Origin of the sequence: Algoriphagus sp. TR-M9 (genome assembly GCF_027594545.1) — a bacterium.
GTDB classification, from domain to species: Bacteria; Bacteroidota; Bacteroidia; order Cytophagales; family Cyclobacteriaceae; genus Algoriphagus; species Algoriphagus halophytocola.
The window spans coordinates 2,937,211-2,958,816 of the sequence record NZ_CP115160.1 but is presented as its reverse complement, the minus strand read 5'-3'; the positions used below and the strand labels follow the sequence as shown (position 1 = coordinate 2,958,816).

General features: G+C 41.0%; 20 protein-coding genes. 3 read left to right on the top strand and 17 right to left on the bottom strand.

What is annotated here, in order from left to right; translation table 11 throughout:
* Positions 1–68: 68 nt before the first annotated feature.
* The 6 genes from PBT90_RS12410 to xerA form a co-directional block, all read right to left on the bottom strand.
* Positions 69–1,130 carry an alpha/beta fold hydrolase gene (locus PBT90_RS12410; RefSeq protein ID WP_264810904.1) on the bottom strand — a complete coding sequence of 354 codons (1,062 nt, stop codon included), beginning with the start codon at positions 1,128–1,130 and terminating at the stop codon, positions 69–71.
* Between the two features lie 95 nt (positions 1,131–1,225).
* The gene (locus PBT90_RS12405) at positions 1,226–1,918 is read right to left on the bottom strand and encodes a hypothetical protein (RefSeq protein ID WP_264810903.1); all 693 of its coding nucleotides are present in this window, start codon (positions 1,916–1,918) and stop codon (positions 1,226–1,228) included.
* Between the two features lie 68 nt (positions 1,919–1,986).
* A complete protein-coding gene (locus PBT90_RS12400) occupies positions 1,987–3,669 on the bottom strand; it encodes an AIPR family protein (protein ID WP_270129509.1) in 1,683 nt (560 codons plus the stop codon).
* 158 nt (positions 3,670–3,827) lie between these two features.
* Positions 3,828–5,276, bottom strand: a complete 1,449-nt coding sequence (locus tag PBT90_RS12395) for an AAA family ATPase (protein ID WP_270129507.1) — start codon at positions 5,274–5,276, stop codon at positions 3,828–3,830.
* 214 nt (positions 5,277–5,490) lie between these two features.
* Complete coding sequence (locus PBT90_RS12390; protein WP_264810900.1) at positions 5,491–6,033, bottom strand: hypothetical protein; 543 nt, start codon at positions 6,031–6,033, stop codon at positions 5,491–5,493.
* 114 nt (positions 6,034–6,147) lie between these two features.
* Entirely contained in the window at positions 6,148–7,254 is a 1,107-nt protein-coding gene (gene xerA / locus PBT90_RS12385) for a site-specific tyrosine recombinase/integron integrase (RefSeq protein ID WP_264810899.1), read from the bottom strand.
* Between the two features lie 187 nt (positions 7,255–7,441).
* On the opposite strand from xerA, the gene PBT90_RS12380 reads away from it, so the two are divergent.
* The gene (locus tag PBT90_RS12380; protein ID WP_264810898.1) at positions 7,442–9,187 is read left to right on the top strand and encodes an ABC transporter ATP-binding protein; all 1,746 of its coding nucleotides are present in this window, start codon (positions 7,442–7,444) and stop codon (positions 9,185–9,187) included.
* Positions 9,188–9,366: 179 nt separating this feature from the next.
* Here PBT90_RS12380 and PBT90_RS12375 read toward each other — a convergent pair whose 3' ends face one another.
* Entirely contained in the window at positions 9,367–10,056 is a 690-nt protein-coding gene (locus PBT90_RS12375) for an HAD family hydrolase (RefSeq protein ID WP_264810897.1), read from the bottom strand.
* A 333-nt stretch (positions 10,057–10,389) separates the two neighbouring features.
* On the opposite strand from PBT90_RS12375, the gene PBT90_RS12370 reads away from it, so the two are divergent.
* Positions 10,390–10,689, top strand: a complete 300-nt coding sequence (locus tag PBT90_RS12370; RefSeq protein WP_264810896.1) for a GIY-YIG nuclease family protein — start codon at positions 10,390–10,392, stop codon at positions 10,687–10,689.
* 301 nt (positions 10,690–10,990) lie between these two features.
* Here the strand turns inward: PBT90_RS12370 and PBT90_RS12365 are convergent, their stop codons facing one another.
* The 9 genes from PBT90_RS12365 to PBT90_RS12325 all read right to left on the bottom strand — a co-directional run bounded on the left by PBT90_RS12365 (position 10,991) and on the right by PBT90_RS12325 (position 19,010).
* A complete protein-coding gene (locus tag PBT90_RS12365) occupies positions 10,991–11,905 on the bottom strand; it encodes an alpha/beta hydrolase (RefSeq protein WP_264810895.1) in 915 nt (304 codons plus the stop codon).
* A 10-nt stretch (positions 11,906–11,915) separates the two neighbouring features.
* Complete coding sequence (locus PBT90_RS12360) at positions 11,916–12,257, bottom strand: L-rhamnose mutarotase (RefSeq protein WP_264810894.1); 342 nt, start codon at positions 12,255–12,257, stop codon at positions 11,916–11,918.
* A gap of 186 nt (positions 12,258–12,443) precedes the next feature.
* Entirely contained in the window at positions 12,444–13,769 is a 1,326-nt protein-coding gene (fucP, locus tag PBT90_RS12355) for an L-fucose:H+ symporter permease (protein ID WP_264810893.1), read from the bottom strand.
* An 8-nt stretch (positions 13,770–13,777) separates the two neighbouring features.
* Complete coding sequence (locus PBT90_RS12350; RefSeq protein ID WP_264810892.1) at positions 13,778–14,542, bottom strand: L-fucose dehydrogenase; 765 nt, start codon at positions 14,540–14,542, stop codon at positions 13,778–13,780.
* A 109-nt stretch (positions 14,543–14,651) separates the two neighbouring features.
* Positions 14,652–15,476 (bottom strand): amidohydrolase family protein, encoded by an 825-nt coding sequence (locus tag PBT90_RS12345; protein WP_264810891.1) that lies wholly within the window; start codon positions 15,474–15,476, stop codon positions 14,652–14,654.
* Positions 15,473–16,333: a fumarylacetoacetate hydrolase family protein gene (locus PBT90_RS12340; RefSeq protein ID WP_264810890.1), complete on the bottom strand. Its 861-nt coding sequence runs from the start codon at positions 16,331–16,333 to the stop codon at positions 15,473–15,475. Before PBT90_RS12340 ends, PBT90_RS12345 begins: the two co-directional genes overlap by 4 nt.
* A gap of 150 nt (positions 16,334–16,483) precedes the next feature.
* Positions 16,484–17,242, bottom strand: coding sequence for an SDR family NAD(P)-dependent oxidoreductase (locus PBT90_RS12335; RefSeq protein ID WP_264810889.1), 759 nt, complete (start codon positions 17,240–17,242; stop codon positions 16,484–16,486).
* 151 nt (positions 17,243–17,393) lie between these two features.
* Positions 17,394–18,476 (bottom strand): Gfo/Idh/MocA family protein, encoded by a 1,083-nt coding sequence (locus PBT90_RS12330; RefSeq protein WP_270129499.1) that lies wholly within the window; start codon positions 18,474–18,476, stop codon positions 17,394–17,396.
* A 27-nt stretch (positions 18,477–18,503) separates the two neighbouring features.
* On the bottom strand, positions 18,504–19,010 hold the full coding sequence (locus tag PBT90_RS12325; protein ID WP_264811445.1) for a peptidylprolyl isomerase: 507 nt from the start codon (positions 19,008–19,010) through the stop codon (positions 18,504–18,506).
* 188 nt (positions 19,011–19,198) lie between these two features.
* Here PBT90_RS12325 and PBT90_RS12320 point away from each other — a divergent pair, with 188 nt between their 5' ends.
* Entirely contained in the window at positions 19,199–20,419 is a 1,221-nt protein-coding gene (locus PBT90_RS12320; RefSeq protein ID WP_264810887.1) for a sensor histidine kinase, read from the top strand.
* Here PBT90_RS12320 and PBT90_RS12315 read toward each other — a convergent pair.
* Positions 20,416–21,552 carry a 1-acyl-sn-glycerol-3-phosphate acyltransferase gene (locus PBT90_RS12315; RefSeq protein ID WP_264810886.1) on the bottom strand — a complete coding sequence of 379 codons (1,137 nt, stop codon included), beginning with the start codon at positions 21,550–21,552 and terminating at the stop codon, positions 20,416–20,418. The two genes, PBT90_RS12320 and PBT90_RS12315, sit on opposite strands and share 4 nt — an antisense overlap.
* Positions 21,553–21,606: the final 54 nt, after the last annotated feature.

The window sequence follows — 21,606 nt, the reverse complement described above, 5'->3', positions numbered from 1 at the left end:
GGAGCGAAAACCTTGCTGGCAGCCGTTCACCCACCATAAGCTATATGCTGTGTTGTAGTGCGTTTTTATTATTCCGAATTTATTTGTTTTAGGAATTTCTTAATAGGCTCAATAACTAGCTCTGGAGCATCTCTATATTCATATCCCACAATTTGATCGACATCAATCCTTACAAGGCGTAAATTTTTACCAAATGCATTTTTAAGTTTTTCTTGAGCTTCAAGCATTGCGGGGTATGTAGATTGGGTATGGTATTCATACACCTTTCTTTGCATTACCGTATCATTGGCTAGTTTTTGAAAATAGATTCTCGCAACAGAATCCTGAATATTGTTGATTAATTCACTTCTAAATACAGGGTCATCAGCTATTTTATTTAAGAATTCTTTCGTTGGTGAAGGCGGAATCTCGTTTCGGACTTCTTCCATAAAAGGAGAACCTACAAATACTAATGCACCATGTCCTTTTTCTGATCCTTGCAGGCCATATTTATTTACAATAGCTAAAGCTGGAACATTAATTTTTACTGAATTGGATTTATAATGGCTAGGTCGATAAGTTCTTCTAGCTTCGCTAACATCAATAAAATTAGTTTGGGGATTGGAGCTGGGACTTGCCCTTAAAAACATTTCAAAACTCTTAAACGGGTCTTTATAATGTTCCTCTAACCACGGTACTGCTAATCCATTTAAGTAAACAATTCCTGCAACTCTTTGTGGAAAGTTTTCAGCCAAATATGTTAACTCTGCTGAAACAGAAGAATTACCAATAAAAACAGCTCGCTCTATTTTAAGTGCATCTACAAATTTGATGAGATGGTCACCTTGACTTTTAACATCATATGCTTTTATATCGGAATTTCCATATCCTGGCCTAGTAATGGCCAAAACCCTATTGTTTTTAGTTAAGAGTGGTCCAAAATCTTTATATGTAAAAGCATCCCAGCCTTCAGAGTGGATTAATATTACACTTAAACCTTCACCTCCGAAATCAAGGTATTGTGTTTGTAACCCGTCAATAGTTATTACTTCACTTTTATATTCCTCACTATTTGTTTGGGCTTGTAATACAGTAATCTGAAGCGTAAATAATAAATGTATCAATATTCTTTTGCTAGATACTAATTTCATTTTATTCCAAATTTAAATAGCTCGTTGGTCAAAATGCACTACAACGTTGTGGCTAAGCTGCGTTTTAATGCAGTTTAGGTTTTGTTGGGTTTAGTTTACTTTTTAAAGTATTCTTCATTATTCTCAACAAGCATATTTATTAAATGCTCATTATCGGAATATTCTAAATAGTTGACATTGCGAAAAGCTTCACTAAATCCTCTAGCCAAAAAAGGTAAAGTATGAATGTCAACTGAACACATAATTATATTTTTTTGACCTCCCATTGCGAATCCCAACTCAATTAGTGCACTCGTTGGAGTCTTAACAGGGTATATTAAAAGAAAATTTCTACTTTTTTCAATTGCTTCTAAATCAGTTTTAGCTGCGACTTTAGGTGGTTGGTGCTCATGATTATTAGAAAAATGTAAAGAGGCATTGAAGATTCTTTTATAGCCTATCTTTTTAAGTTCTGTTTCTAGATTATTAGCAAATTCGTTAATCTCAGCCCTTTCTACTTTGCTTTTTATAGCTGCAATAGGAAATGCAATAAAAACATCATACTCATAAGTTTTGTATTCAGTGTCTTTAGTGACTGAAGGAAGTGATTGCCTATTGTCAATCCAATGCATCAAAACAGCACTAACAATTGTCAAAAACAAAGCTACCAGCATCCCTATGATAATCCATGATTTGTGACTAGCATCTAAATTTCCCTTTGCCAACACGATGGCTAGAATACCTTCAACTAGCAATATGGAGCCTCCTAATATCTTAATTGGTGAATCGAATAAATTTGTCTTTTCCATATGTTCTTAAATTAAACCCAACGTTCCGGCTAAAAAGCGTTGCTGTCCCGCAGGGCAGTTATGATTTTTTAGCCATTGTTAGCTACTGCCTTTTCCCATTCTTCTTGAAAGCTTGGGATTCTATTTCGCTTAATTTGTTTTAAGTAGTTCGTTACAATATTTCGATTTAGTTTTTTGACCCAGTCGTCATTTCGTAAGCTTGATTTGTAATCAAAGTCTTCGTCTAAATCACCAACTTCTGCATTTAGGTCAATTATAATATCATCAATTATTACCCTTAATGCTTGCCTTAAATTTTCTCTACTTTCTGAGTTCTTCACAAAGTCATTAGGCGATTGAATTAATGAATTACCAACTGTATCATTCATCAATATGCCTTTAGTTATATACATCAAAGCATATTTGGTTAAAGCATACCTAGCTATAAGTTGATTCTCAATATCATTTATTTTTTCTGTGAGGACTTCATCTAGAACTTGAATGAAAATTATCCGATAAGCTGTGACTTCAGGTCTTGCAAACAGTTTATTATATGCATCTTCAAAGACCTGGTATTTTCTATGAGTGTTCCACGGTTCTTCCAAATCAAAGGACATAAGAAAGACTCCCATAAATTCATTTGATATTACTTTTAGGCCATCAGGGGTTTTGTCACCACGTTTTATTTCATAATAATATTCTTCCCCAAACTTATCAGCTATTTCATTTTGTGATCTTATTTGAATTTGATTGTATGATTTAAAGTCTCTTGGTTTTACTCCGTTTTGGCTGTTAGAATACTCGGTAATCTTTGATGATAAAGAAGAATTTATTGGCACCTTAATGACTTTGGTTAGAACCTTTAAGTCATCGGTTAGGTGAGACTGATTACGATACAGAGAAGTAAGACTTTGACAGCCATTTACAACGTAGAACTTTTTAATCGTTAAGGATTCGTCATCTTTCTCAACGTCTTCTGCCACAATTGTTATCCCATTATGGAATAATGGAAATTGTTTATGTAGTGAAGGGTCTTTAATGCTTCTTACGATACCTTTGTTAATCTTCGTATTACCTAATGCACCCCTTACATTGTAATCGAAAATTGATTGGTCATTTATTCCATCTAATTGGACTAATTCCTTCGCTTTTATAGGTGCTATGTAAGTAACAGTATCTGAATCAGCGAAATATTTTGTGGTTTCATTTTCAGAAACATCAAATTTTGCTTCTGCTAGTAGGTTTATTTCTTTTTTGTCACTTATATATTGTTCTTCCAAAATTGTCTTACCAAAAAACTCAACATTGTCAATTTCATTTAAAAGAGCTTGACCGTCAGCTGATAAATCAACATTTGTAACGAATACTCCACGGATTTTATAAGCGTCCAACTTTTCTGGCAGGTCAAGTCTTTTAACTAAGGAGGCGACTTGTGCTTTTCCTGCCGTTTTTATTAAATTTTCTAGTTTTTCTTTTGTTGCGAATTGGTCTAGGGTTCCTATAAATTCTTTTAGTGTAGTGTCCCCAATAGTTTTCTTATCACTTTGGGCAATTTTGGTCTGAAAAATATCTATTGTACCTAATCCTTCATTAAGGTAGATTCCGTCAACCCCTTTATCACCGTTATTATCACAAACTGAGTCAATTGCTAATTGTTGGTCGAGGCGAAAATACTTTTCCAAGTACCACATCAAGAAAGCGGCACTTTCGGTTCTACCTTCAATGTTGTAAAACTCAATCTCTTGAAGTATGTCTGGATAATTTACGTTCATTCCTTTTCGTTTTTTAGGTTGTAGCTAACGGCCCTGGCTATGGCAAGTGCGGGTTTTTGAAACCGCTTTCTTGTCAGCTTACCGTAAAGTTATTTAGTTGTAATATCTTCATTTTTAAGCAGTCAGCCCGCATTTGCTATAGTCGATGTTAGGCACAGTTATATTTTTTGAATTAAATCGATTGTCCGATTAACATAGTTTCTAAGTTCCTCACTATTTAGTGGAATTTCTAGGTAGTTTGGGTTGGAGTGATGGTAAGACTTTGAATAATCATTAATATCAGATAAATCATCTAAAATTGGTTGAAGTTTATTCAGCGGTTCATTTTGTTCTGATTCCCGAATTGATTTTAACATATCTCCAAGCCAGTCATCTGATTTAAAAATCGTAAAGTACTTTAGTCTAAACATCCCTTCAACACTAGGTCTAATACATCTTACAACTTCCCTTTTATCAAATTCTGATGTTTCACCCTTTTCCAAGAAATTGTGCATGACCGTTAAGTCCTTATAAATACCTGTCATTGTTTCTAATTCAATATTGTGAGGAATTATGGCACTTGTTGAATTCTTGTAAACAATTTTTAGGCTTTTACAATTTTCAGAGCGTGAAATAAAATCCTTAACAAAATTGATGTCGTGACTCAGTAGAATAAATTGTTTGCATCGTTTAGACAATGAAACAAGTTGATTAATTGTAACACTTCTCCTGGAACTGTCGAAGCTAGAAATAGGGTCATCAAAGATTATTGTTTTCTTGTCTAAATTTTCTTGAATTTTAAGTCGGGCAAGAAAAAATGCAAGGGCAAGAGAGCTTTTATCTCCTTCGCTTAAAGTATGTCTTAAAGAAATGGATTCCGAGTCAGATCTAACATCGAATTCTTTAATTTTTATGTAGTAAACAAACCGACTGCCTTTTTTATTCAGTTTGGTCAATTGAATATTAGGGTTAAACAGTTTTAAGTATTCATTAATCTTATCAAGGTAGGTGCGTCCAAATTTTTCAGCAACCGTTACTAGACTATTATCTAGTTTCTTTAGTTCTTTTGTTATTTCAGCAGAGTCATTTTGGGATTTTTCAATTTTGCTGTTTAAATCCTTAATCTTCTGTTCGTCTTCTGTTTTTTTTATGGCGTATTTATAATTGCGTCTTTGCTGGCTCTTTTTCTTTCTTAATCCCCTTAATCGTATAATTTCATCAGCAATTTTAGCTCCTTTATCACCGACTACAATTTCAAAAAAGGTTCCTCTTTTATCTAAATTCCCTAGAGTTATCAAGTAGACATTTGAATCGATGTAATAAGTATCAAAAACTTCAATGTCATTAATGGTCTTGTTCCACTTACTACCTGTGAATTTTAATTGCTTGTGATTATCATCAATTAGCAGTACATCTATCTTTTCATTGACACCAAATGACCTTCTTTTTACGATACGCTGGAAATCTCCTTTGAGGGATTTAATTAATTGTGTAAATGTTGTTTTACCAGAACCGTTATCCGCATAAATTGCATTGACTTTGCTTAGAACACCATCCCAGTTTTCATTTGATGAAACGAATTGCTTGTAGCGTCCTAGGTTCTTTATATGTACTATCTTATGTATCATCTTTTATTGTGCCTAACGTTTCGGGGCTTGGCGTCAGTGGCGGAAATTGAAGCGAAAAGTTTCAATTTAGCGACACGGTAAGCAAAAGCCAATTAATTGAATAAATTTAAGAAAAAAGTCAATATAATTGGCTTTTTGCGAAATAGAAAGCCGAAACTTCAATTTTTAGCCTTAACCCGCCATTGCGCCAAACCCTTGTTATAGGCAGTTATTATTAATTTGTTTTTGGTACTTTAAAAAGTAAAACGATTGCATAAATCTGTAACGCTGTTTGAATAATATTAACAATTCCCACAATTGGATTATTTACAATGTTCATAATTATAAATGGTATACCAATTAAACCAAATATCATTAAAACTAATAAAACATATTTTATCCAATCATTACCTTTACTCACTAAATAACCAATCCCAATAATTATTCCTAACGTGAAAATTGCAATAATAATTCCAAAACTATTGTTGAGTGTTTCAGGACTAAGAATTACATTAATAAAACCTAATCCTGCTGACAAATAAATTACATTTGCTGCTTTTTTGTGATTTGGATGTATAATAATTTCTTTTACTTTGTTTTTTTCAGATACCAAAAACATTATTCTTTGTGTTTCTAATTCTGTAAATTCTCTACCTCTTGATTTTAGAATTTCATATGCTAATATATTTGCTTCTGGAACAAACCTATTTCCTTCTTTAATATATTCTTCTAATTCTCTATCTGTTTTAGTTTCTAAAACACTTTTTTTTACACTCATAGTTTGTTGAATAATTGCCTATAACTTATTTATTTGCGCCATTTTGTGGCGTTTATCTACTGATTTTGGGTGGCTATGCGCCACAAATTACCATAGTTTATGGCGTTTATTTTTCTATAAATCATCGAAAGGGGATTTGATTTGTCCTAATGACTTGGTGGAAACATGCGTATAGATCTCTGTGGTCTTACTGCTCTTGTGACCTAGTAATTCTTGAATATATCGCAGGTCTGTACCACTTTCTAGTAAATGGGTAGCATAGGAGTGCCGTAGCCAATGTAGGGTGGGTTTCTTCTTCATCCCAACTTTTTTTACAGCCTGATTAAGTACATTCTCCAAGCTCTTAGGGGAATATGTATGTCCTGCCTTTGCACCTTCAAACAAATAGGTGAGGGGCATTTCTAATTTATAGTATTCCCGGAGCATGTCTATGACTTTCTTACTAATCGGAACTATCCGGTCTTTGGCTCCTTTTCCATCATTCACCCGCAGCAGCCCCCTTTTCGATTCCACATCTTCAAGCCTGAGGTTTATCAACTCACTTCGTCTTAATCCACATGCATAGATGAGGCTGAGCATTGTTCTGTGCTTTATATTTTTGTGTGCTAAGAGTATGTCTTTCACCTCTTCTTTGCTGAGTACATGGGGAAGCTGTTTTGGCTTTTTCGGCCGTTCGATCCCTTCAGGTTCCAGCTTGCGTTTTTGCTTGTTAGAAAAATACAACTTCACTGCATTGATGACTTGGGACTGAAAGCTAACTGAGTATTTTCTCCTAAGAATATAATTTTGATGGAAGTTCTCCAAATCTTCCGTGATAATTTCTACAGGCTTTTTATTATTTGTAAATCGAAAGAACAGGCTCAAGCTCTGGCTATAGGTCTTTATGGTCGATTCTGCATAGCGTTTGTTTTGCATCCATGCTACAAACTTTCCGATTTCTTGCGCTAGATCGCTAGCTAGTTCGGGTAGTGTGGCAGGTATTTGTTCCTGTTTGATTTGGTCAAAATCTGAATAATCTAGCCAGACCTTCCCTTTGAAGTGAGTTAGAAGTTGATCTAAAATGTCTTCTGAGTAAGGAATGAACCAAGCTTTCTTTTCTGAACTCCATTTTGCCTTGGACAGGGTTTTGACTAGCTCTATTAGCGCTCGATCATAGCCAAACTGGAGTAAAACCACTCCTTTCTTTTTCCAAATGGCAGATGTGACAGTAATTGTTTTCATGGTGAAAAAATAGGCTGTAATATAAAAGAATATTTAGGTAATACCTAAAGTAGTTTCAGAATTATTGAAGCTTATGAAAGAGGGTTTTACTACAGTTTCACATCAAAATAAGCAACTCGTTTTTTCTTGTTCTGATTATGAACCCGAATTGTTCAAATTGGGTTTTCCTGATCAAACACACTATTTCATGGCAAGAACAGCGGAACGCAAAGTGACCATGGGGCAGGTCTTCAAGACGATTATCTGGCCCCGCCGTAAGCACTTGTTTTTAGGTCTCTTTTTAATTATCATCTCCCGTCTGGCCAGTTTGGTACTGCCCGGAGCCAGTAAAATCCTCATCGATGAGGTAATTCCTTCCAATGATCTCACCATGCTCAAGTGGCTGATCGGAGGGGTAGTGCTCGCCATCGTGGTGCAGTCCACCACTTCCTATGCGCTGACGCAAATTCTAAGTGTGGAAGCCCAGAACCTGATTTCCAAACTCAGATCTCAGGTGCAGGCGCATATCATCAAGCTTCCGATTCGATTCTTTGACAATGCGAAAACCGGTGAGCTGGTTTCCAGAATCATGACCGATGTGGAAGGTGTTCGGAATTTGGTAGGAACAGGTTTCGCGCAAATGATAGGAGGGATCCTCACGGCAGTAATTTCACTTTTTTTGTTGATCAGTATCAGTCCGATGATGACACTTTATGTGCTGCTTCCGGTAGTGATCTTTGGCTTGGTTTCCTTAAAGGCTTTTGGGCGCATTCGTCCCATTTTCCGCGAACGCGGTAAAATCAATGCGCAGGTAACTGGAAGACTGACCGAAACGCTGGGAGGAATCCGAGTGATCAAAGGCTTCAATGCCGAACAGCAGGAGATCAATACGTTTGCTAAAGGTGTAGATGAGTTGTTTCAGAATGTGAAAGCGAGTTTGACAGCTACCAGCTTTGTGACCTCTGCAGGAGCCTTGCTTTTGGGTTTGGCTTCTGCCGGTATCATGGGAATGGGCGGCTACATGATCATGCAAGGCGATATGACCTTTGGTGATTTCCTTGCGTTCACGCTTTACTTGGGTTTTATGATTGCGCCGATCGTACAGATGTCCAACATTGGGTCTCAGCTCACCGAAGCTTTTGCAGGTTTGGATCGTACAGAGGAAATTATGAATACGCCCTTGGAGGCGGATGATCGCACACGAAATTTAGCTTTAAAGGAATTTAGAGGCGATATAAAATTTGAGGATGTATCCTTTGCCTATGAGGAAAATAAGGATGTAATCAAAGGGGTGAGTTTCCATGCTCCGGCAGGTTCGGTAACTGCTTTGGTAGGAACATCTGGTTCAGGGAAAACAACCATAGCGGGACTCGCAGCTACTTTTTTAAACCCTGATTCTGGTAAAATCACCTTAGATGGAAATGATCTGCAAACGGTTACTTTAGAATCATTTCGCTCTAGATTGGGTGTAGTTCTTCAGGATGATTTCTTATTTGAAGGGACGATAAAAGAGAATATACTTTTCCCCAGACCCAATGCCAGTGCCGAGGATTTGCAAAATGCCGTAGTGGCAGCCCATGTGCAGGAGTTCACGGATCGATTTGAAGATGGGCTGGATACTTTGATCGGAGAGAGAGGAGTGAAGCTATCAGGAGGACAAAGGCAGCGTATTGCGATTGCCAGAGCAATTTTGGCGGATCCTAGGATTTTGATTTTGGATGAGGCGACTTCTAATTTGGATACGGAATCAGAGACCTTGATTCAGGCCAGTTTGAAGGAGCTGATGAAGGGCAGAACGACTTTTGTGATCGCCCATAGATTGAGTACCATTCGTCAGGCAGATCAGATATTGGTGGTGGAAAAAGGCCATATCGTGGAGCGAGGCAGGCATGAGGAATTGATTGCGCTGGAAGGAAGGTATTATCAGTTATATACTTATCAGTCGAGGATATAAAGGCTGAAGTCTTAAAGGAGAAAGCTGAAAAGAGCAGTGATCACTACTCGTAGTATATTATGCACTTGCAGTTTGCCTCTTTACAAAATGCATACAAATTGAAGCTTGGGTTCATAAAGTTTTTCTTACAATTGCAGTTGAAGAACAAAAGATACATCAAGCATCGGACATCAAACTTCTTACATCCCCTTTATCATATCCACCACCTGAGCAATGTGCTCTGCTTGGTAGAAGTTCTCATGTTTTACTTCGTGTTCGCTTCTTTCGTGCTCCCAGGTGATGTGAAAAGGAATATGAATAGCATGCCCGCCAAGTGCTAATACTGGCAATACGTCTGATTTCAGGCTGTTTCCCATCATCAGAAATTCATTTGGAGCTACATCGAGGTGACGGATCAGTTTCGCGAAATCTGCTTCTTTCTTCTCGCTCATAATCTCAATATGGTGGAAATAATGATCCAGTCCCGACTTCTTCAGTTTTCGTTCTTGATCTACTAAATCCCCCTTGGTAGCCATTACCAGGCGGAAATCTTGATTTAGATCAGCAAGAACTTCTTCTACTCCCAGTAGAATCTCTACTGGTTTTAACAGCATCTCATTACCGATTTCCAAGATCCGTTCAATCAGTTTTACCGGGATTTTATGGTCAGAAATCCTCATAGCCGTCTGAATCATGGAAAGCATAAAGCCTTTGATGCCATACCCGTAAAGGTTTAGGTTCTCAATTTCGGTTCGGTAGAGTTCTTTGATGCTGCTATGCCTGGGCATAAATGCCTCCATCAAGCTGGCAAATTCTTCCTCAGCTTCCCGAAAAAAGGGTTCATTCACCCAAAGGGTATCGTCAGCGTCGAATGCTATTACTTTGATCATTTATGTTAATTGAAAGATTGATAATAGTTTTCGTCATTGCGAGGCCCAGCCCGCCCCGATGAGTCGGGGAAGCAATCCCGACAATATAGCTCGTATTTACCGTCATTGCGAGGCACAGCCTGCCCCGATGAGTCGGGGAAGCAATCCCGACAATATAGCTCGTATTTACCGTCATTGCGAGGCACAGCCCGCCCCGATGAGTCGGGGAAGCAATCCCGTCATAAAATATCGAGATTGCTTCGGTCGTGCCTCCCTCGCAATGACGAATAGCAAGAGATTGCTTCGGTCGTGCCTCCATCGCAATGACGTTAAGAAAATTGATTAATTTAATACATGCAAAAAGGAGGAGCTGTTTACATTATGACCAACCTACGACATACAGTACTTTACACTGGTGTGACAAATGATCTTCTTAGAAGAGTGTATGAACATAGAAATAAACTCAATCCCAATACCTTTACAGCTAAATATAACTTGACCAAATTAGTTTTTTTTGAATCTTTTCATTCGATTGAAGAGGCAATTTTGAGAGAAAAGCAGATTAAAGGTGGTAGTAGGAAAGCCAAAGAGGGTTTAATCAATTCCTTGAATCCTGAATGGGAAGATTTATGGGATGAGATTAAGGAATGGTGATTAAGACTTTTTCTAGGAGATCTACTGTTTTTAAAGTCACTTCTATGGGTGTGGTTTAAGCTCGTATTTACCGTCATTGCGAGGCACGAAGCAATCCCATTATAAAATGTCGAGATTGCTTCGGTCGTGCCTCCCTCGCAATGACGAATAGCAAGAGATTGCTTCGGTCGTGCCTCCCTCGCCATGACGTGGTGCACATTTCGTTCATTGCGAGGCACAGCCTGCCCCGATGAGTCGGGGAAGCAATCCCGTCATAAAATATCGAGATTGCTTCGGTCGTGCCTCCCTCGCAATGACGGAACTATTCCAAATCCTCCATCCAGTCCAACAACACATCTCTCCAACCTGCGACTGGGCCTTTTCCCAGCCCAAAACCAAAGCCATGGCCACCTTTGGGATAGATGTGTAGAGATGCAGGGACTTTGTGCGCGTTCAAAGCATCGTAATAAAGGAAACTGTTTTCTATAGGAACTCCACCGTCGTCCTGCGCATGAACCAAGAATGTGGGAGGTGTTTCAGCGGTTACGTTCAGTTCACCTGAGAAGCGATCGATTAGTTCTTGGCTCGCATTTTCCCCGATCAAGTTTTTTCTGGAACCTGAATGCGCGCTTGCATCCCTGAACGAAATCACCGGATAAACTAAAATAGAAAAATCAGGTCTAGCTGAAAGTGCATCTATAGCATCTTCTGCTCTGTCCACTTCATGGTCATACTGGGTACTGACGGTAGAGGCCAGATGCCCCCCCGCAGAAAACCCCATTACCCCGATCTTCGCAGGATCGATAAGCCAGTCCTCGGCATGATGCCTAGCAAGTCGAACTGCGCGCTGAGCATCCAGCAAAGGAACTTCCTTGGCATCAGTGAGAGATTTAGAATCCGGCAGCCTATATTTTACAACTATCCCAACGATTCCTTGTGTATTCAGCCACTTGGCGAAGTCCCGACCTTCCCAGTCATAAGCCAAAATATGATATCCACCTCCAGGGAAAATCACCACAGCCTGACCCGTACGCATTTGTTTGCTGGGTAGAAAAACTTCGATCTGCGGAATCTGTACATTTTCTATCCGGATAATTCCCTCTTCTACAGCTTTCTCCTGCAACCCTAGGTCATTCTGAAGGGGAGGCGTTCCTTCCCACAGGGGGAGAATGAGTTCTTGAGCATTGGCAAATATGCTGCACATGAGGAGGCTAAGAATTAAAAGTGGCTTTTTCATAGGTTATGTTTTAGGCGTGAAAATCAAAAACTTTGGTCATAGGAGCCCACCTCCAGTTTTCTGGTGTTCCGGGTAAATTGGTTTGATAGTTGGACAGAAATTTCTCCCACTTCTGCACAGCTGGATTGGCGAGGTCCATTTTAGCCTTTTTCTCGAAAGTGAATTCTTCATCTGTCACCATCAGCATGGTTAGCCTGTTTTCCCAGCGATAAATAGTCATTTGCAGAACACCTGCATCACGAATGCTTTCAATGATCTCAGGCGCCACGGCTTTGTGACAGGCATCATAGCCTATCTTAGCTTCCTCGCTGTCTTTCAGGTCGCAAATCAATACAAAGGTTTGGGTTTTCATGTTTCTATTTCTGTCAATTAGTTCAAAATCTTTACTAGTTCAAGTCTCATGACTTGGACTTATGATAATGCAGTCTATAGACTGCAATTAAGTTTGCACAAGCCTGCCTGACTGCAGACAGGTTTGAAGACTTGCGCAACAAATGCCTTGTTTACCGATTGAATAATCTTACAATCTTCCAATTTTTCAATTACTAAAACCTTCCAACTTTGCCACTTTCTTAACTCTCAAACTAAACAACAACACCATCACAAAACATGCAAGCGGAAGTATAAAGGAGAAGTTTACCTCAGGAACTCCCAAAATCAAGGTGTCGTCATAGGCAGCCCCACCGATATCCATGATCATTCCTTGCAGCGTTGGCATAATGGCCCCGCCTACAATCGCCATCACAAGATATGCAGCTGCAAACTTGGAGTCCTCGCCCAATCCATCCAAAGCTATCCCGTAAATGGTTGGGAACATCAGGGACATAGCAAAGGAGATCGCCACCAGGGAATACAAACCAGCCATTCCCGGAAGGAAAATAGCTCCAGCAGTGAACAAAATAGCCAATCCAGAGAAAATACTCAGCAACTTAGTCGGTGAAATGTAGCGAAGCAAAAAGGTACAAACCCAGCGTCCGATTAAGAATATCACCAATGCAGCGTACCCATAATTCACAGCGTCAGCGTTGGAGATGCCCAGCACTTCCGCATACTGGTAGATGTAGGTCCAAACCATGATTTGAGCGCCCACATAGAACATTTGCGCTAGCGTACCTTCTACGAAATTTCTGTTTTTCAACAGCCGGCTCATCGTGGCCTTAAACTCCACCTTCCCGGTTTCCTTGTTTTCCGGCATTTTCACCAGTGCGATGATTACCAGGATCGCAATGACCACTAAGCCTAGCATCACGTATGGATTTCTAATCACCATCAGATCTGCGGTACGGATCACAGCTTTTGCAGATTCATCCAGTGAGGAGAAGATAATATTCCCATCCGAATCGGTTGCATTCGATTGAAGTGCATTCAATATAAATTGCTTGGCAACGAACAAACCAGCCAAGGCTCCCATGGGGTTAAATGCTTGCGCCAAGTTTAATCGCTGTGTAGCTGTAGCTTCAGGTCCCATAGATAGAATGTAGGGATTGGCGGTGGTTTCTAAGAACGCCAAACCAAAGGTCAGGATGTACAATGAAGCCAGGAAAAAGCCGTAACTCTCCCAAGCTGCAGCTGGATAAAACAGCAAAGCTCCGAAACCATAAAGTCCCAAACCAAGTAGAATTCCAGTTTTGTAAGAATACTTTTTGATAAAAAAGGCTGCTGGCAAAGCCATGGTAAAATAGCCTCCGTAAAAAGCCATTTGTACCCAGGAAGCCTGCGTGTTATTGAGTTCGAGCACTCTCTTGAACGCCGCCACCATGGGATTGGTGATGTCATTTGCGAAACCCCACAGCGCAAAAAGCGAGGTGATGAGAATAAATGGGAGTAGGAGGTTTTTTGGGACTAATGCAGGTTTTTGGGTCATGGTTGTTTTTATAAAGATCGGTCAAGATGGGTATATCCGCCATCCACGAACAGGTGCTGTCCGGTGATATGTCTGGCTTGGGCTGAAAGTAGGAAAATGGTCATCGAAGCGATTTCTTCCGGGGTAGTCATCCGTTTTCCCAGGGGGATTTTTGCGGTAATGGATTCTAGTTTGGCTTTTGGATCATCAAAAGTATTGATCCAGTTTTCGTAGAGTGGGGTATATACTTCCGCTGGAATGACTGCATTCACGGTGATTTCGTAAGGGAGCAACTCTACAGCCCATTCTCTGGTGAGTGAGAGCTGAGCGCCTTTGGCTGCGGTGTAGCCTGAAGTTCCTCCCTGTCCGGTAACGGCAGTTTTGCTGCTGATATTCACTATGCTTCCTTTGGCTTTTTTCAAATGAGGCAGGGCAAAATGTGCCAAATGGTAGTAGTGATTCAGGTTTTTGGCTACCGATTTTTCAAAAGCATCCGGGCTACCTTTTTCCAACCCTACGCTGTCATTTGCTCCTGCGTTATTCACTAACCCATCAATTCTCCCGTATTTCTCCAGGGTGAGTTGGACTACTTTTTCAGAATCAATAGCTTCGAAAAGTCGGATAGGGATCTGATAGGCTTCGCCCAAAGCGAGGATTTCGGCTCCTTCTTTTTCCGAAGGATCAATCATCACGGGAATGCCTCCCTCGGCTATCAATCCTCTGGAAATTGCCCCGCCGATGCCTTTGGCTCCTCCGGAAATCAGAATGACTTTATTGGTTAGGTTTAGGTTCATTGTTGTTTTTATTGTCCACGGTCCACTGACAACTGTCCACAGTGGGTGATTTAAAATTTATATTTATTCTTCGATTGCTGTGGTCGGTTGACTGTTGTCTGTCGACTTTTCAAATCCCATAAAACTCTGCCGCAGTATTTCCCATCATTGCTTCTTTCTCTGTTTTGGAAAGTCTATCTGTAAATCGCTCGATGATTTCCAATACTTGTTCGTATTCTCCAGCAACTTTACAAACAGGCCAGTCGCTTCCAAACATTAGGCGCTTAGGGCCAAAAAGCTCTAGGGCAACCTCCAGATACACTTCCAAATCGCTTGGAGTCCAGTTTTTCCAATCAGCCTCGGTGATCATGCCGGATACTTTGCAGAAAATATAGTCCCGCTCTGCCAGCAAAGCCATTTCCTTTTTCCACTCTCGCCAAATGCCCAGTTTGATATTTGGCTTGGCAATGTGGTCGATAACGAATGGTTGTTCAGGAGCTTTTTTCACAAATTGTAAAGCAGCTTCCAACTGATTGTGGAAAATCAGAATATCGTAGGTATAACCACGCTTCCCAAGTTTCTCAATGCCTCGGATAAATTCCTTGCGCAGCATATAATCCACAGGCTTTGCCTGCAAAATCTCGCGGTAACCTTTGAGTTTTTTTTGCGAAGCAAATTGATCCAAATCCTTGTCTAACTCATCAGAGCCAAGGTCTGCCCAGCCTACTACGGCTTTGATCTGCTCGTGTTCTTGCGCCAGATCACACAGGAAAGCGGTTTCCCGAATGCTCTCATCAGCCTGCACAGCCACGCAACCGTCAATCTGATGCTCTTTCAAAATTGGCAAAAGATCATCAGGAAGAAAATCACGCTGGATCACCTTCATGTCATCGGTGATCCAGGAGTGCTTTTCAGGATTGTATTTCCAAAAGTGCTGGTGGGAATCCAGTCTCATGCTTCAGGATCGTTGATTGCTGTTTGCTTTGCTTCGCCTAATCCTTCGATGCCAAGCTCGATCACATCGCCTTCTTTGAGGTAAGTAGGAGGAGTGAGTCCCAGCCCAACTCCCGCTGGAGTACCCGTAGAAATCACATCACCTGGCAGCAAAGTCATGTATTGGCTCAGGTGCTCGATCAATTCTGGGATGTCAAAAACCAGATCAGAAGTATTGCTGTCCTGAAGCATTTTACCATTCAGTTTCAGCCAAAGTCTTAAGTTGTGCGGATCCTGGATTTCTGTCTTGGTAACCAATACTGGCCCAAGAGGAGCGAAGTTGTCGGCACTTTTGCCCTTCACCCACTGGCCACCATGGTGCAACTGAAAATCACGCTCGGATACATCATTGTGGACGCAATATCCAGCAACATATTCCATCGCATTTTCTTTGCTTACATATTTCGCGCGCTTGCCGATTACTACTGCCAGTTCTACTTCCCAGTCCGTTTTTACTGAGTTCTTTGGAATCAAAATATTGTCAAATGGCCCGCATAGCGAAGAAGTTGCTTTCATGAAAATGATAGGTACCTCAGGCACCGGCATTCCGGATTCTATGGCATGCTTGCGGTAGTTCAGTCCGATGCAGATGATTTTGGAAGGTCTGGCGATAGGAGATCCGATTCTAGAATCTGCAGGGATTTCGTGTAGGTTCTCCTCGTTGGCATGCAACCATTCCTGAAGTCTGGCTAGTCCGTTATTGGTGAAAAATTCTTCATTCCAGTCTTCCTTGAAGCCTGAGCAATCCAAGTATTTGCCCGTTGCGCTTTGAATTCCTGGTTTTTCTTTTCCGGCTTCGCCGAATCGTATAAGTTTCATTTTTAAGTATTAAGTAGTTAGTATCGAGTATTAAGATTTTAGATTCAAGACAAAAGATATAAGAGTCAAGATGTTAGAAGTCAAAATTTATAATTAAGCTCAATCAATGCATTGAACTCGTAAATCGTATTTCTTAATTCGTAAATCCACTCACATTTTCAGTCCCAAGAAACCTCCGTCGATCGGAATATTCGTTCCTGTGATAAAGCTACCTGCGTCCGAACTCACAAAATAGGCAAGTTCTGCGATTTCTGCTGGGGTAGCCATTCTTCCAATCGGCTGAGTAGCGGCAAGTTTTTCAAACATCTCCTTCTCCTGTCCCGGATAGTTTTTTGCCAAAAAGCCATCCACAAACGGGGTATGCACCCTCCCTGGGGAAAGACAATTGCAGCGAATGCCATAAGCCACGTAATCCCGCGCAATGCTCAGAGTCATGGAAAGGGTCGCTCCCTTGGTCATGCTGTATGCAAAACGGTCAGGAATGCCGATAGTAGCCGCGACAGAAGCCATGTTCAAAATGGATCCGCCTCCATTTTCTTTCAGTTTGGGAAGTGCCGACTTGGTGCAGTTGAACATGCCTTTCACATTCACTTGGAATACCCGGTCAAAATCTTCCGGGCTGGTGTTTTCCACCTTTCCGATATGGGAAACACCGGCATTATTGATCAGAATGTCTATTTTTCCGGGAATGGAGTTAATTAACTTTTCGGTTTCGGCAGGGTCAGCCACGCTTCCGCAAAGAAAGGTCACATCGAAACCTTTGTCCCGCTCTTCCTGAGCTACTTTTTCTCCGATTTCGGGATTGATATCGATGAAGTAAACTTTGGTTTCTTTGGCAGCAAAAAGCTGAACCATAGCGAGTCCTATTCCGGATGCCCCTCCTGTAATAAGTACTGTTTTATATTTCATGTGTTTATAATTTTTTTTAAGGTCACATGGAATCTTCGCATGAATTATAATCATCCCTCTGTGTGTCGCTTATGGTCATGCTTGATTTCATATCTAAAGCAAAATGGAAATTAGGGTGTTTGACCTAAATCCCCAAACTAATTTCCATAGATTATAATTTTACTGTTTCGCCGGTTTTCACAGATTCGTCACAGGCGAAAGCGATTTTCAGGCTATTCAGCGCATCTTCTAAGTGATCGGCTAAGTCGATGTCTTCTTGAATTGCTTTTAGAAAATACAGCTGCTCCCGATTGCAAAGCTCCTGATGATTTGGCTCGTCGGCAAGATCTATCCATTTATCTGGCTGTGTAAACTTATTTTCAGAATCAATTTCAGCATGATGCACGCGAATAGATTCGGTTTTAGTGTGGGAATCCACATGGTCAGATTGACCACTTGCTCCAGCATCTTTGGCTGTGATGGAAACTGCACCTTTTGGACCAAAGACATCCTTCACGAAAAACGCTGTCTCGCTCACCATTGGTCCCCAGCCGGCCTCGTACCAACCTACAGAACCGTCTGCAAAGCGAATCTGAAGTTGGCCGTAGTTGTAGTTATCTTCTGAAATGTCTTCCGTGAGTCTGGCTCCGATTGCCGAAACCGAGACTGGTTTGGATCGAGTCATCTGGCACATCACATCAATGTAGTGCACTCCGCAATCCACAATCGGGCTTAGGCTTTTCATCAAATTGCGATGCACATCCCACATGTAGCCTTGGCTTTGCTGGTTCAGGTTCATGCGCATCACGAGGGGTTTGCCTAGCTTTTCAGCTTCTTCGATAAACCTTATCCAGGAGGGGTGATGCCTGAGAATATAACCTACGATAACTTTTTTTTGCACCTCTTTAGCTTTGGAGATGATTCGCTCGCATCCTGCGATAGAATCTGCCAGTGGTTTTTCTATGAACACATGGCAGTCTGCTTCCAATGCTTTCAAAGCAAAATTCTCATGCGTATCCGGATAGGTTGAGATACAAACTGCCTCAGGTTTGGTTTGGGATAGAGCCTGGTCGAAATCTTTAAAAAGTGGATAATTTGCCTGAAGTTGCTCGTTTAGTTTGCTTTTGGAATCGCCGCGGGAGACTAGACCACAGATTTCAAATTCTGGAAAATTGTGGTAGGCTGTGGCGTGCGAGATTCCCATGTTTCCGCAGCCGACTACAAGGATTTTGATGGGTTGTTTAAGATTGGACATTTTGGGAGTAATCTGATTTTTAGTCCATTAATTAGACATTCTGGAGATTTCTTCTTTTGGAAGTTGAATGATCTCTACATTCAAAGTTATTGGTTTTAATGGTTCATCGGCCCCATCTCGCTTTACTCTTACGATCTGCTCGATCACGCTCATGCCTTGAATGACCTGACCAAAGACCGTATAATCTCCATCCAGTCTATGTAGGCCGCTTGGATTCTGTACAATGTAAAATTGGCATCTCGCCGACAATTTTCCGGGATTATCATCCCGCCCAGCTCCCACAGCACCATATACGTGTTTCAGTTCTGGGACAAATTCTGGTTCCAACAGATATTCCGGATCGTTAAATCCTTCTTCGGTATCTGGGCAACCCGCTTGGGCTACAAAGTTTGGAATGACACGATTAAAGGTCAAGGAATCCCAATAGCCAGCATTTGCTAGTTCTATGAAGCTTTCTTTATGGTTTGGAGTTCGATCATCCAGCGCGATCAAAATTTCTCCATAAGGGGTCGTGATTTGTCCCACGGCTTGCATTTCCGACTGAGCGGAAACTGTTGTCCGGAGGAGTAACAGAAAAATCAACAGGCTGAGCCCTTTAAATCGAAAAGCTAATGGAATTAATTGTAGAGGTGATTGGATTCGAGTGAAAAAAGAGTGGTTCATTTTTGGGATAAAAGATTGAATTGGACACTTTTGGGAGCTAGGGATTTAAAAGTAATAAAATGAATCATATATCTGCCCAAGATGAATACGAATTAGAGCGACTGTTGGCGCTTAGTAATCTTGGCGTGGATTACTATGAACCTAAACTTGGGTTGGATTTTTTGACTGAGTTGGCTGCTAGAGTTTCAGGTACTGAAGTTTCATTGATCAACCTTATAGATTCATTTACTCAGTGGAGTGTATCTTCATTTGGGGTAGATGTTTCCCAAATGCCCAAGGAGGATTCTGTGTGTCAATACACGATTCAAGGAGGTCCTGATGAGAGTTTTGAGGTGAGGGATTTGTCTGAAGATGAGAGGTTTAAGGACAAGTTTTATGTGGCAGGTGCTCCTAATTTGCGCTATTACATGGGAGTGCCATTGACTTCGCCAGATGGTTACAATCTGGGAGCGCTTTGCGTGATGGATTCTAATTTGATGAGCCTTTCGGAGGAGGTAAAAGATATATTGAGGCTTATTGCGAGGCAAGTAGTGGATAGGCTGCGGGTCAATAATTTGGTAACCAAACTGAAGGAGCAAAACAAATCCACAGAACTTTCTCAGAAAAAATTGGCACATGATATCCGCGGTCCTATAGGGGGAATTATTGGGCTTTCCAATCTCATGCTGGAGGATAAAGATGAGGTGGAAAAGGAAGAAATGCTGGAGTATGTGGAAATGATCAAGGCGAGTGGCAGCACTCTATTGGATCTTTCTGATGAAATACTGAAGAGGAAGTCTGATAGCAATAAACAGCAAACACCCTCACCGAAAGAAGGTGAATTAAATCTTAACGATCTCCGGGAAAGTATCTTAAGCCTAATGGCTCCGCAGGTACGCGTGAAGGGGGTTAAGTTAAAAGTGGAGGTCAGTGAAGAAAATCAGTTTGAACCATTTTCTAAAATCTATGTGCTGCAGATTTTAGGTAACCTGCTTTCTAATTCCATTAAATTTACCGAATCGGGAGGTGAGATTTTGTTGAAACTAGAGCTGATCCGGAAGCATATGGACCTAGTCTTAAGTATAGAAGTGCAGGACAATGGACTGGGGATGTCTGAAAAGCAAATCCAGGACATACTTCAAGGCAGAACCGCTTCCCTTCAGGGCACTCAAGGTGAGCTTGGCTATGGCCTAGGACTTAACTTAGTGAATCAGCTAGTGCAAGAGCGAGCCGGGTGTTTGAGTATTGACTCCAAGCTAGGCGAAGGCTCCCGCTTTCGAATTAAACTTCCGGTGAATTAAGCTGAACCCCTGCTTTTCTCGAAATTGTTGACAGGATTGGCGTACATGGATAGAAAGCTTTGAGTCAGAAATTCATTTTTGGACTCTATTTTCTGTTGCATCCGCTGCAGGAAAGCAGCCTTTTCCTCTTCTGTGTAATGTGCTGAGTAGGTATTGCTTGCACTCAAGGTGTCATGTGCGATGTAATTACTTGGCCATAGTTTATAGCCTTGCCAGATTTTTCGGTCAATGACTGCTGCCAGGTTTTCCAGCTTTTCGGATAGATTTTGATCAGTAGCATTGATGGCTTTCACTTCCTTATCCAGCACCCCATTTACCTGAAGATGTATGTGTTTTTTGGTTCCCATGATTCCCCTTAGCAAATTCATGAAATCCTCGTTTTCGCTTTTGACATATTTTTCATCTCTGGATTTTGCTAATAGCTCTGGCATTTTCAAGACATCTGTAGGGTCATACTCATAGGAAATCGAGATGGGAACCACTTTTATTTTTTCAAAGAAATCAAAAGGATTAGATCCACCTTCGGCCAAAGTCAACATTTTCAAAACCCCACGCTGTGTGGCATCATTGCCATCTTTGGTGCGGCCTTCACGCTGTGCAGTCCATACGGAGCGGTTTTCCTTAAGCAAGGATTTGTGGATGTAAGATGAGGCAAGTAGGGAGCTTTCCAACAGCGCCCTGCCTTGTAATCCCCGTTTGATGGCAAAATTCCGGTTCAACCTGGAGAGGGTGTGCAGAAAAGGTAATTTGATCAGATTGTCGCCGATGGCAGAAGTGGTCAGTACCAGTCCGTTTTCATGCAGACATGAATTCAACAGAGATGTGTCCAGAATGATATCTCGATGGTTCGAAATAAAAAGGTAAGCAGTATTTGGCTCCAGCTGTTCAAATCCTCCGGTGCTCAAGCCTTCGGAGCTCTTTTCCAATACTTTTTGCACGCCAGGGTAGATGAACTTGATCTGAAAATCCCGCAGGGAATAGGTGTTTACCATGAGGTCTTTCCAGTGTTCCTTGGTGTCATTAGGGAAGGTGAAGTTCATCATGGCCTCCATCATAGGGTCATCTACGATTTTGCGGATGGCTGCATTAGCTTCAGCATCAAAAAATGGCCTGATCGAATCAAATTGAGACATATGGGGATATTAAGTTCATTGCAAAAAGCAAATTTTCGCTCAGAATTAGAAGTG